11 protein-coding genes and 1 pseudogene are annotated in these 12,562 nt (G+C 36.0%); 2 read left to right on the forward strand and 10 right to left on the reverse strand.

Annotated elements, in window-relative coordinates; all coding sequences use genetic code 11:
* Nucleotides 1-119 precede the first annotated feature (119 nt).
* The 3 genes and pseudogenes from HMPREF2937_RS05590 to HMPREF2937_RS05600 all read right to left on the reverse strand — a co-directional run bounded on the left by HMPREF2937_RS05590 (nt 120) and on the right by HMPREF2937_RS05600 (nt 3,659).
* Nucleotides 120-986, reverse strand: a complete 867-nt coding sequence (locus HMPREF2937_RS05590; RefSeq protein ID WP_070864185.1) for a 2-oxoacid:ferredoxin oxidoreductase subunit beta — start codon at nt 984-986, stop codon at nt 120-122.
* Nucleotides 973-2,747: pseudogene (locus HMPREF2937_RS05595) on the reverse strand (2-oxoacid:acceptor oxidoreductase subunit alpha). Before HMPREF2937_RS05595 ends, HMPREF2937_RS05590 begins: the two are co-directional and overlap by 14 nt.
* A 114-nt stretch (nt 2,748-2,861) precedes the next feature.
* Nucleotides 2,862-3,659, reverse strand: coding sequence for a TIGR00282 family metallophosphoesterase (locus HMPREF2937_RS05600; RefSeq protein ID WP_023015669.1), 798 nt, complete (start codon nt 3,657-3,659; stop codon nt 2,862-2,864).
* Nucleotides 3,660-3,929: 270 nt separating this feature from the next.
* On the opposite strand from HMPREF2937_RS05600, the gene HMPREF2937_RS05605 reads away from it, so the two are divergent.
* Nucleotides 3,930-4,148 carry a hypothetical protein gene (locus HMPREF2937_RS05605; protein WP_002480735.1) on the forward strand — a complete coding sequence of 73 codons (219 nt, stop codon included), beginning with the start codon at nt 3,930-3,932 and terminating at the stop codon, nt 4,146-4,148.
* Nucleotides 4,149-4,252: 104 nt separating this feature from the next.
* Here the strand turns inward: HMPREF2937_RS05605 and HMPREF2937_RS05610 are convergent, their stop codons facing one another.
* The gene (locus HMPREF2937_RS05610; RefSeq protein ID WP_002480734.1) at nt 4,253-5,083 is read right to left on the reverse strand and encodes a LysR family transcriptional regulator; all 831 of its coding nucleotides are present in this window, start codon (nt 5,081-5,083) and stop codon (nt 4,253-4,255) included.
* Nucleotides 5,084-5,205: 122 nt separating this feature from the next.
* On the opposite strand from HMPREF2937_RS05610, the gene HMPREF2937_RS05615 reads away from it, so the two are divergent.
* On the forward strand, nt 5,206-6,201 hold the full coding sequence (locus tag HMPREF2937_RS05615) for a YeiH family protein (protein ID WP_070848256.1): 996 nt from the start codon (nt 5,206-5,208) through the stop codon (nt 6,199-6,201).
* 120 nt (nt 6,202-6,321) lie between these two features.
* Here the strand turns inward: HMPREF2937_RS05615 and rny are convergent, their stop codons facing one another.
* The 6 genes from rny to HMPREF2937_RS05645 all read right to left on the reverse strand — a co-directional run bounded on the left by rny (nt 6,322) and on the right by HMPREF2937_RS05645 (nt 12,460).
* On the reverse strand, nt 6,322-7,881 hold the full coding sequence (gene rny, locus HMPREF2937_RS05620; RefSeq protein WP_002480732.1) for a ribonuclease Y: 1,560 nt from the start codon (nt 7,879-7,881) through the stop codon (nt 6,322-6,324).
* Between the two features lie 199 nt (nt 7,882-8,080).
* Nucleotides 8,081-9,145, reverse strand: coding sequence for a recombinase RecA (gene recA, locus HMPREF2937_RS05625; RefSeq protein ID WP_002480731.1), 1,065 nt, complete (start codon nt 9,143-9,145; stop codon nt 8,081-8,083).
* A 168-nt stretch (nt 9,146-9,313) separates the two neighbouring features.
* A complete protein-coding gene (locus tag HMPREF2937_RS05630) occupies nt 9,314-10,459 on the reverse strand; it encodes a CinA family nicotinamide mononucleotide deamidase-related protein (RefSeq protein ID WP_070864186.1) in 1,146 nt (381 codons plus the stop codon).
* Between the two features lie 134 nt (nt 10,460-10,593).
* Entirely contained in the window at nt 10,594-11,175 is a 582-nt protein-coding gene (gene pgsA, locus HMPREF2937_RS05635) for a CDP-diacylglycerol--glycerol-3-phosphate 3-phosphatidyltransferase (RefSeq protein ID WP_023015674.1), read from the reverse strand.
* 25 nt (nt 11,176-11,200) lie between these two features.
* Nucleotides 11,201-11,599 carry a helix-turn-helix domain-containing protein gene (locus HMPREF2937_RS05640; RefSeq protein ID WP_002480728.1) on the reverse strand — a complete coding sequence of 133 codons (399 nt, stop codon included), beginning with the start codon at nt 11,597-11,599 and terminating at the stop codon, nt 11,201-11,203.
* Nucleotides 11,600-11,620: 21 nt separating this feature from the next.
* Nucleotides 11,621-12,460 carry a DUF3388 domain-containing protein gene (locus HMPREF2937_RS05645; protein WP_070864187.1) on the reverse strand — a complete coding sequence of 280 codons (840 nt, stop codon included), beginning with the start codon at nt 12,458-12,460 and terminating at the stop codon, nt 11,621-11,623.
* Nucleotides 12,461-12,562 lie beyond the last annotated feature (102 nt).

The raw sequence follows: 12,562 nt of genomic DNA on the forward strand, positions 1-12,562 counted from the left end.
CAATTTAATGGATATACAAAATAATCATATAAATATATTTTCAGAATCATAAATAAGCCTTCATACCCTTACAATAACTTATACCCGTTATTTGAAGAATATGAAGGCTATTTTGTATTTTAAATAAATTGTTTTGTTAGTTCATCAAATTGTGATTGGTCAATGTTGATATCTTGCTTAGCTAAAGCTTCTCCGCTCATCACTTCTAATTGTGATTCATAAGAAGGTGTTTCTTTATCTTGATATACAATACCTGTCAGCAATGATTCATGATTGATAACTGCTTGTGTTGCTTTACCTTTATTTGATGGATCATAATCTTCTAATTCATCAACAGATACAAGATTTTCTTTAAACCAATCATACGTATTTACTTTATTATAAGTCACACATGGTGAGAAAACGTTCACAAATGAGAAACCATCATGGTTGATTGCTTCTTCGATTAAAGCAGTCAATCCTTTGATGTCACTTGAGAAACCTTGTCCTACAAATGTTGCACCTGATGATAATGCTAATTCTAACGGTGCGACGTTTTGTTCAATGTTGCCTTTTGGTGTAGTTTTTGTCACAAAGCCAGGTGCTGATGATGGTGATGTTTGTCCTTTAGTTAAACCATAAATTTGGTTATCCATAACGATGTACGTAATGTTCATGTTACGACGTAATGCATGAATGGTATGACCCATACCAATCGCATAACCATCTCCGTCACCGCCTGAACAAATCACTGTTAAATCTTTATTGGCCATTTTAACACCTTGCGCAATCGGTAAAGCACGACCGTGAATCGCGTGCATACCATATGAGTTAACATAGCCTGATAAACGACCTGAACAACCGATACCTGTAATTAATGCTACTTCTTCTGGTTCTAAGCCTACATTTGCAGCTGCTTTTTGAATCGCTGCTTGGACTGAGAAGTCACCGCAACCTGGACACCAGTTAGGCTTAACGTTATTTCTAAAATCTTTAAATGTTGCCACCTGTAACCACTCCTTCAGTTTCTTTGGCAATTTCTAAACCTTTTTCTTCAATTTCATGTGGTAAGAATGGTGTACCATCATACTTCGTTTGATTGATTAATTTTGATGGACGTTCACATTCATTTTTAATATATTCGCAAGTTGTCCTTGATAGTTATGTTCAACAACAACTACTTTTTTCGCTTTATCTACCGCTTCTTGCACAATTTGTGTAGGGAACGGATGCAATTGTTTAATTTGTAAATGATTGACTTTAATACCTTCATCTTCAAGACGTGCTTTACCTTCTTGAATTGCACCTTTTGTTGAAATGAAACCAATATATAAGATATCCGCTTCATCATACGGTTGATCGTCAATCACAGGTTCATTGATTAATAACTTTTCTGTCTTACGCATACGTTTGTCCATTTGTTCTTGACGGTTTTGTGCAGACTCGCTAGGTTTACCTTCTGGACTGTGTTCTACGCCTGTCACATGATGAATACCGCCTTTAACACCTGGAATTGGTCGTGGTGATACACCGCTTGCTGTTAATGCATAACGTTTGAAGTAAGATTTATCATCTTCATCTCTTTCAATATCACTTTGAAGCAACTCGCCACGTTTAATTTCTACACGACCGAAATCTAATTGTTCAACAGTTTGTTTACCTAATGCTAATTGTAAATCACTTAAGATAATGACTGGGCATTGGTATTCTTCAGCTAAGTTGAAAGCTTCTACTGTTAAATAGAACGAATCTTCAGCATCTGTCGGTGCTACGACAATTTTAGGAATATCGCCATGCGTACCATAAATCATCTGCATTAAGTCAGATTGTTCTTCTTTTGTCGGTAAGCCTGTTGATGGACCGCCACGTTGTGTATTCACAATCACTAACGGTGTTTCAGTCATACCTGATAACCCGATAGATTCCATCATTAACGACAAGCCAGGTCCTGCTGATGCTGTAAATGCACGGACACCTGCATAGTTTGCACCGATAGCCATTGTCGCAGCCGCAATTTCATCCTCTGTTTGGATAACTGCACCATTTACTTTTGGTAAGTTTTCAATCATATATTCCATGATTTCTGATGCTGGTGTAATCGGATAAGCAGCCATAAATTTAGAACCCGCTGAAATCGCACCTAAGCCAATCGCATCGTTACCAATCATATATAAATGCGGCTCAGACTGGCTTGCTTCAAGGTGGTAGTCACCTTTTAAGTCTGTCATTTCTTCTTTCATAGCTTCATAGCCTGCATGCAACGCTTGAACGTTCATGTCTACAATATTTTCGCCTTTTTTACCGAATGTATTCGCAATTAAAGATTCGAAAGATTTGATATCTAAATCCATAATGGCACATGTTGCACCAATTGCGACCATGTTTTTCATTAATTTCGTACCTAGCTCTTTTGCGATATCTGTAAAAGGCAGTACGATCAGTTGGGCTTTACAATTTTCAGGACGAGACGGTTTTGCTTTTGCATCTACAATAATTACGCTGTCATCACGCATTTCATGATGGTTTAATTCAATCGTTTCTTGATCAAATGCGATTAGAATATCTAAATCATCGCTGATCGCATGTACAGGTGTTGTTGATACCCTGATTTTATTATTGGTATGTCCGCCTTTAATACGGCTTGAGAAATGTCTGTATCCGTAGAGATAATACCCTTCACGGTTCATTGCTGTGGCAAAGATTTCCCCAGTCGATTCAATTCCTTCACCTTGTTGTCCGCCTACTTTCCAAGATACTTGTGATTTCATACCTAGCTTTGCCTCCTGTAATATAATTCATCTATCATCATAACAAAATAAACCACTGTATTACTATGATAACAGTGGTTTTAAGTGAAATTCATACTAACGGACGATACCCTATCAGACCATTTCGAATGGGTTATCTTCGTTAATTAAAATCCGTTCAATCTTTTTGGTTTTACCATTTTTATCTAAATCAATAACTACACCAGATAAAACTTCTCTTCCCTCGTCAGGTACAACATGACGTTGCGGTAAACTTGAGATAAAACGGTAAATGACTTCATCACGATTAATACCTAAAATACCATCATAGAAGCCAGTCATACCGACATCTGTAATGTAACCTGTACCTTGAGGTAAAATACGGTTATCTGAAGTTTGAATATGTGTATGCGTTCCAACTACAGCACTTGCGCGGCCATCTAAATACCAGCCCATCGCATTTTTCTCTGATGTTGTTTCCGCATGAAAATCTACAAAAATATAAGGCGTTTCTTTTTGCGCTTCTTTTATCAAAGCATCTGCTTTTTTAAATGGATCATCAATATCTTGCATAAAAGCGCGTCCTTGCAAATTGATAACAGCAAGTTTTGTGTCATTAATCTGCATATAACGCATGCCGACACCTGGTGCTTCATCAGGGAAGTTCGCAGGTCTGACCATACGTTTCGCATCATCAATAAACTCATAAATCTGACGCTGACCATACGTATGATTGCCCATCGTCATAAAGTCTACGCCTTCACGTAATAATTGTTTATAAATTTTTTCAGTCAGTCCTTTGCCGTGTGCCGCATTTTCAGCGTTCACAATTGTCGCAGTCGGACGGTAATGTTGTTTCAATTTAGGAAGATACGTCGTGATTGCCTGACGTCCTACCTTACCTACGATATCGCCGATAAATAATATTCTCAACGTTCCTTCATCCTCTCATATTAGTTAGTTTAATGGAAAAAGCATCAATTGAAAAGTATCAATCGCGTTCTGAAATCAAAGATTCTTTTAAGTTTTAATAACTTCATCTTTAATTTTATGTAGAGCGGGTAAAAGTAATTAAGTCATTCATACATCACATTGTTGTATTTGTAAAAAATCTGTCAATTTTCGACTAGAAGTTTTACTTTTTCAGGGTGTGTTTGTATGTTATGATTTGTCTATCAAATTTATAGGAGATGTCGTTATTCAATGTCAATTAATATTGATCCCGAAAAGTTCGCAGAACTAGTACTTCAATCAAATCCGTCAAAAAGTGAGGATGCTGAAGATATCGCAAAAGAAGCTTTAGAACTTTATGTTAATGCTTATCGTTTAGCTGAAAGATACGCACAATTATCTTCAAACGCTTTAGATACATGCGAAGTACTTAAAGAAGTAAAACAAACAGATTTACTTTTATCTAAATAAAGACAACGATTATAAAAATAAAAGCAATGCAGTGATATACACTGACACATGAAACACGTGAAGTTAAGCAAAATATGCTTAACTTCTTTTTTATGTTCAACTTTTTATTGTTTCTTCAAATGTTCTATCAATAAGCTTAGATTATCATCAATGTATTTATTCTTATGTGTAAACAAATAAAAATCACGTTGTATATCTACAGGTACTACGCTTAAATATTGATGATCATAAGGAGTCAGTGCTGAAGAGGAAACAATAGATATTCCCATACCACTGCGCACCATATTTTTAATCAGTGTGGTATTATTCATTTCAACTAAAAAGATATCATCTAAGCCTAGTTTCTCAATTCCCTTCTCTTGGTATGCACGCGTACCTGAGCCTCTTTCTCTAATATAAAAAGTTGAAGCTTGTTCAAACACTTGCCCTTTTCTACGAATTAAAACTAACTCATCATGTTCAATTTTAATTTTATTTAACGCATTGTCTTGAATTTCTTTTTCTACAATACCTACATCGATACTATTATGTTTAAGATGTTCAATAATATGTTCTGAGTTATCTAATCTCGCATGAATGTGTAATTTAGGATATTTTAGAGCCAAGTCTGCGAGATGTTCAGACAATCGATATTCTCCGTAAGTGTAACTGCTGCCAATGGTTAGTTCTCCTGAAATTGTATGAGGTGCTTGTTTTAAATCTTTTCTCAAACGATCTTCAAGTCGCTGTTTTTGTATCGCATATCGAAATAAAGTTTCACCATCAGTTGTGAGTCGCATGTTCGAATGTTTAAATTCAAATACCTTCACGTCATAGTCACTTTCTAAGCGTTTAATATCTCGGCTGATTGAAGGTTGCGAGGTATATAAGTTTTGTGCTGCTTTCGTGTAGCTTCTCGTTTTTACGACTTCAATTAATACTTTAAAAGGATCCATTGTACGTCCTCCGACTCTTTGACTTTTCACTATTATAACAAATTTGTTATGAGCGCTATACCAAATATTTATTTAACGTTATAGTCAGCCAATGATAACCTTAATTTTAAGGAGGCATGACTATGACAACATTTAGACAAAAACCTTTCATACTAGGGATACTCTTTACTCTGGTTATCGCACTCATCAGTATGTTGTTAGCGAAGTTGCCGATTCTCGCAAATGTAGGTGCATTGACTATTGCCATCTTATTTGCGATTGTTTATCGACATATTAAAGGATATCCGGAAACACTTAGACCTGGCATTGAATTTTCAGCGAAAAAGCTTTTGAAATTTGCGATTGTCTTGTATGGTCTTAAACTAAATATTAACGAAATCATTACACAAGGACGTACATTATTACTCGTGGATATCGGTGTAGTTATTTTTAGTATCTGTTTTATTTTCTTATTAAACAAATGGCTTAAAGGTGATCGTGATATCGGTCTTCTATTAGGTATCGGAACAGGAATTTGCGGTGCAGCTGCTATTGCCGCAACTTCTTCAATTCTAAAAGCGAAAGAGAAAGACACAGCATTAAGTGTAGGCATTATCGCATTAATCGGAACACTCTTTTCATTAGCCTACACTGTTATTACATCTATCTTTAATATTGCGCCACAATTATATGGCGCATGGTCAGGCAGTAGTTTACATGAAATTGCGCATGTCGTATTAGCTGCTGGATTTGCGGGAGAAGCTTCACTTAAAATCGGACTACTCGCAAAACTCGGACGTGTATTTCTATTGATTCCAGTCAGTTTGATTTTACTCGCAATCATGAAATACAAATCACAACATAGTGCACAAAAAGCTAAAATAGAAATTCCATATTTCTTATTTGGTTTTATTATTGCTGCACTGATTAATACGTATTTACCATTGCCAGAACCTTTAATGGCAGTATTAAATTTCTTAGCAACATTACTCATCATAATGGCAATGGTTGGATTGGGCTTGAATGTTGCCTTAAAAGATATTAAAGATCGTGCCGGCAAACCATTAATAGCAATTGTAATCGCATCTATTATATTATCCGCATTAACTTTTGCGACTCTAAGTATGCTGCATATATAAGTTTAATATGAATTAAATGAAACTATCCCTTGAGCTCATTCAAAAGCTGAAGGGATAGTTTATTTGTATATAAAAGAACCTTGAGCTATCTCTAGCCCAAGGTTCTGTTGGTTTCAAAAATTATTTTGCATATTCAATTGCTCTCGTCTCACGAACAACTGTCACTTTGATATGTCCTGGATACTGTAGTTCATCTTCTATTTGTTTTTTAATATCTCTTGCTAGGCGATGTGCTTTCAAGTCATCGATGTCATCTGGTGATACAATCACACGGATTTCACGACCTGCTTGAATCGCAAATGCTTTTTCTACGCCTTCATAACCTTCAGATAGTGCTTCTAAGCGTTCCAATCTGCGGATATAATTTTCAAGTGTCTCTTTACGAGCACCTGGACGCGCTGCTGATAAAGCATCTGCTGCAGCAACTAGGATAGAGATAATAGATGTTGGTTCAACATCCCCGTGGTGGGAATGAATCGCATTAATAACTGTTTCGTTTTCATGATATTTCTTCGCAAGTTCTACACCAATTTCGACATGGCTGCCTTCTACTTCATGATCAATCGCTTTACCAACGTCATGTAACAAACCAGCACGTTTTGCCAATGTCACGTCTTCACCAAGTTCAGCTGCAAGCATTCCTGATAAATGTGCAACTTCGATTGAGTGTTTTAAGACATTTTGGCCATAACTTGTTCTGAATTTAAGTCGACCGAGTATTTTAACTAGGTCTGGATGCATGTTATGAACGTTAATTTCAAATGTAGCTTGTTCACCAGCATCTCGGATAATATCATCTACTTCTTTACGTGCTTTTTCTACCATGTCTTCGATACGACCCGGATGAATCCGACCGTCTGAAACAAGGTTGACTAAAGCTGTGCGTGCAATTTCTCGTCGAATAGGATCGAAGCCTGATAATATAACCGCTTCTGGTGTATCATCTATAATTAAATCGATACCCGTCAATGTTTCTAAAGTACGAATGTTTCGACCTTCACGGCCAATAATACGACCTTTCATTTCATCATTCGGTAAGTTGACTACCGATACTGTTGACTCTGAAGTATGTTCAGCAGCTAAGCGTTGAACCGTTGTTGCCAACAATTCTTTTGCGGTTTTATCAACTTTTTCTTTCGCTTCATTTTCCTTTTCTTTAACAAGTACTGCAATATCTTGTGACAGTTCTTCTTCAACACGTTGAAACTGTTCTTTGATAGCTTCATCACGTGTGAGACCGGAGATGCGTTCTAATTCTTGTTCGTGCTTCATTATTATGGATTGAACACTACTCTCTTTTGCATCTACTTGTTGTTGTTTTTCTTCAATTTTCGATTCTTTTTGCTCTAAAATCTCATCTTTTTTGTCTAATAGATCAGACTTACGCTCTAAGTTATCTTCTTTTTGAAGAAGGCGGGTCTCTTGTTTTTGAAGATTTCCACGTATTTCTCGAAGTTCATTTTCTGTTTGTTCTTTTAAACGTTGATTTTCTTCTTTCGCCTCAAGTAATCTCTCTTTCTTGAGATTCTCTGCTTCTTTGTTCGCCTGATTGATAATATCATCTGCAGTTTGTTTTGCTTGCACTTGTTTATCGTGCAAAACTTTTTGGGCAACTATATACCCTACAACAACTCCTAGAATACAACCCAGCAAAATGAGTAGGAGGGTTAATAAATTCACACAAACACCTCCTTTTTCTAGGATTTTGTTTATTTGTATATCAATTTCAATATGATTATATGAAGTTATATAAGAATCATACATACCAATTGTACTTTTTTAACATGAGAAGTGTCAAGGTTAATAGTTTACATAACCTTCATAATTACACCGCAAAAAGAAAAACCTGGAAGCTATTTCCAGGTTTATAAAATAGATACTATTCTTCTTCAAATAAAGATGCATTTTCACTATTTTTTTCTGCTTCTTTTTCTTCTTTCTCTTCAACATCTCCATCAAAAATACCAAGTTTTTGGCGTAATTTTTGATCGATGTCTGCTTTAACATCAGGATGTTCTTTCAAGTAATTCTTAACGTTTTCTTTACCTTGACCCATACGGTCGCCATTGTAAGAATACCAAGCACCTGATTTATCAACGATATCATGTTCAACACCTAAGTCGATTAATTCGCCTTCTTTAGAAATACCTTGTCCGTACATAATATCAACTTCTGCTACTCTGAATGGTGGCGCAACTTTGTTTTTAACTACTTTAATTTTAGTACGGTTACCTACAATTTCTTGGCCTTGTTTTAATTGTTCTGCACGACGTACTTCTAAACGTACTGAGCTGTAGAACTTCAATGCACGTCCACCTGGCGTTGTTTCAGGGTTACCGAACATTACGCCGACTTTTTCACGGATTTGGTTGATGAAAATCGCTGTACAGTTTGATTTAGAAATGGCACCTGAAAGTTTACGTAAAGCTTGTGACATTAAACGAGCTTGTAAACCAACGTGTGTATCTCCCATTTCACCTTCAATTTCAGCTTTAGGTGTTAATGCTGCAACTGAGTCGACAACAATAATGTCTACTGCACCACTACGCACAAATGCTTCTGCAATTTCTAAACCTTGTTCCCCATGGTCAGGTTGTGAAAGGTATAAGTTATTGATATCCACACCTAATGCTTCTGCATATACAGGATCTAACGCGTGCTCAGCATCAATAAATGCTGCAATTCCGCCTTGTTTTTGTACTTCAGCAATCGCATGCAATGCAACTGTTGTTTTACCAGAACTTTCTGGTCCGTAAATTTCTACAATTCTTCCTTTAGGGTATCCGCCTACTCCTAAGGCATTATCTAATGTAACAGAACCGCTTGATACACTTGAAACTCGGCGCGCTTTGTTATCGCCTAACTTCATAACCGCACCCTTACCAAACGATTTCTCCATATTCTTAATTACAGTATCTAGCGCTTTTTGACGTTCATTATTCAATGTCTGGCCTCCTATTCGAGATATCTTCTCAAATTTATCTTAATTCATACTATACAGGTTTCTATCCTAAATTACAAGAAATAAACGAATATTTGTTCGGTTATTCCTTGTTTTAAGTGATAACCAACCGAACACTAGTACTTATAAACGTAATTTTTTATCTATTTCTTACTTAGAAAACATATTTATCAAACGGATATAGACATAGTTTGGCGTTCTATGTTTAATTAAATTCCTTTTTTGCGTCATAGTAAACGCTTCTATTTTGAAGTCATCTTCTGTGCGTACACCTAAATACACTTCATCCTCTTCATGCAATAAGGCTACACCGATATCAGTTTGATAAAGTTTACGTACTTGTTCTGCACCTGATTTTAATCGTGTTTTAATATCTAAGTCTTGTTCTACAAAGATAACATCATCAACCAACATACCTCTTAACTTATCAAGTTTATCATCTTCTTTAAGTTTAGAGTAAACTTCTCCTGATGTAACACCATCATAAATCGCAAAAGTACCCGGTACTTTTTCAAGTGTTGCTTGTTCGATTGTTGTTTCATCAGAACCAAAATAATAATCTCCAATACGATTAAGGATTTCTGTTCTAATTGGTTTGATTAAAGACTTACATGTAGCTTCATCTGGTCCACTTGCTGTAACACGAATTTTAACTTCATGAGAACCAGCTAAAGGAGCAATTGTTGGATTAGATTGATTGTCGATTAAATCTAACAACTCTGTTTCAACACGTGATTCTCCGATACCCGCAAACTTCAATTGTTCAGAAAAGATTGTACCGTTTTCTTGCATTAATAATGGAAGTAATTCTTCTTCTGCCATCGGATTCATTTCTTTTGGTGGTCCAGGCATTAACGCAATACGTTTACCATCTTGTTCTACTAACATGCCAGGTGCCATACCTACTTTATTTGGCAGAACCGTTGACCCTTCAATCACTAATGCTTGTTGTTTATTATTTTCGCTCATTTCTTGTTTTTGTTCTTTAAAGTAGCTTTCAATATATTCTAATGCTGTTTCATCTGTAACCAGTTCACGCCCTAAGACTTTTGCTACTGTATGTTTCGTTAAATCATCTTTTGTCGGACCAAGTCCGCCTGTCATTACGATCGTATCGTTAACTTCTAGAGATTGACGCAATAAGCGTTCTAATCTAGCTTCATTATCTCCAATTACCGCTTGTTCCACGACATTTAAGCCAACACCGTTAAATAATTGAGAAAGGAACTTCGCGTTAGTATTGAGTATTTGTCCTAATAGGAGTTCTGATCCTACTGCTACAATAGAAATTTTCATAAAATTTCCTCCATTACCTTTGAGAATCTTAATTCATACTATACAAATATAAGAGTGGCATAAACATAGTGATTTGTGAACTCATATGCATTCAGTTCACCGCTATGTATATGCCACCCTTAAGATGATATAGATTATGATTGTTTTTTAAATACATCTCTACCTTTGTAGAAATATTCAATACCTGAAAGAACTGTAAAGAATACACCGATGTATAACAATACTTGTCCGATTGGGAAACCAATCCATACGACAAGTGGTTCACCAAGTAAAATCCAAACTAATGCAACCATTGTAACTGCTGTTTTAATTTTACCTAATTGACCTGCAGCGCTGACAAAGCCTTGTTCAATTTGAAGTAAGCGTAAGCCTGTTACCGCAAATTCACGTGCAATGATAATAATCGCTACAACTGAATTCGTTAAACCTAGCTCAACAAGTACGATTAAAGCACTCGCAACTAACAATTTATCTGCTAGCGGGTCTAAGAATTTCCCCATGTTTGTCACTAAATTCCATTTACGTGCTAAGTAGCCATCCGCAAAGTCACTGAGTGAAGCGATGATAAAAATCAAACCGCTGATAAAGAACTCAATACGAATCGAATGACTTCCGATAAATGTCATATTGCCAAAGCCGAAGTCGACTAACGCAAAAAGAATAAATACCGGTATTAAAATTACCCTGAAGATGGTTATCTGATTGGGTAGATTCATAAACATTTCCTCTTTTCTTGCTATTTTATAATAAGAATACTGCTGCCACCCATAAGACCAAAGTTACCACAATAAAAATACTGAGCCAAACAACCAGTTGCTTAGAATCTTTACTTTGTGTTTTATAATCTGGCGGATTTGAACCACTGAATTGTTCAATAGTTTCATCATAGTGGCTATCTGCAGAATTCGGCAGCTCCTCTTGATGATGAGCAATCAGGATAGAAGCATCTGTATTCACAGCTTTGGCATATTTCTCAATAATACCTTCCGCATAATTCGGATTAGAAAGCGCATTAAAATCATTCGCTTCGATAAGAGTCAAAGTTTCTCTTTTCACTTTAGTCTTTGACTCTAATTCATTTAACGTCATGCCTAAGCGTTCTCTTTTCCCTTTTAATGTCTGTCCAATTGTATTGCTCATGTTTTGACACTCCTTGAAACATTATTCAAAAAATCCGAATCCTCCGCCAAAGTCATCAAAGGAATTACCGAAATCTAAGTTATTCTTACTTTTAACTGTTTGTTGTTTCATATGTTCATATTTGATTTCTTGATCTTCAGTTTCTCTCAACTCAATAATATAATCAAAGTCTTCTAACTGATAATCACAAGAATCTACAAATAAATCCGGATGTTCTACCACTTTGATTGCTGGTAAAGTCATCACTTCATCGACTAATTGACGATGCTTAGGATCATTTTCTCTGGCAGTCACTGCCCCATCGATAATATAAACATGTTCTGGTCCGTATTCTCCTTTTAATAGAGAATTACGTATGGTTTGTTTAATCAATGTAGAACTGATAAACAGCCAACGCTTATGCGCACAGACACTGCCTGCTACAATTGATTCTGTTTTACCGACACGTGGCATGCCACGAATACCGATTAGTTTATGGCCTTCTTCTTTAAAGATTTCTGCTAAAAAGTCTACCAGCAGACCTAAATCCTCACGTTCGAATCTGAACGTTTTCTTATCATCTGCATCTTGTTTGATATAGCGGCCATGTCTAACTGCTAAACGATCACGTAATTGCGGTTTACGCATTTTAGTAATCGAAATTTCATCAATTTGACTTACAATATCTTCAAAGCGTCGCATTTTGTCTAAACTGTCTGCACGAATTAATAGACCTCGACGATTTTGATCGACGCCATTAATTGTCACAATACTGATCCCCATCATCCCTAATAGACTTGCGACATCTCCTAAAAGTCCAGCTCGGTTAAAGGTAATTTCATATTCTAAATACCATTCAATTTTTCTTTCTGGTGCTATCATGTTTTAACACGCCCCTTAGTTCAACAACATATAGAATTCATCAGAATGAAGTGATACATACTCATTTTCAATAGAATTGAAAGATATCTACATTATACATTA

Source organism: Staphylococcus sp. HMSC061G12 (genome assembly GCF_001838465.1).
GTDB lineage: Bacteria > Bacillota > Bacilli > Staphylococcales > Staphylococcaceae > Staphylococcus > Staphylococcus simulans.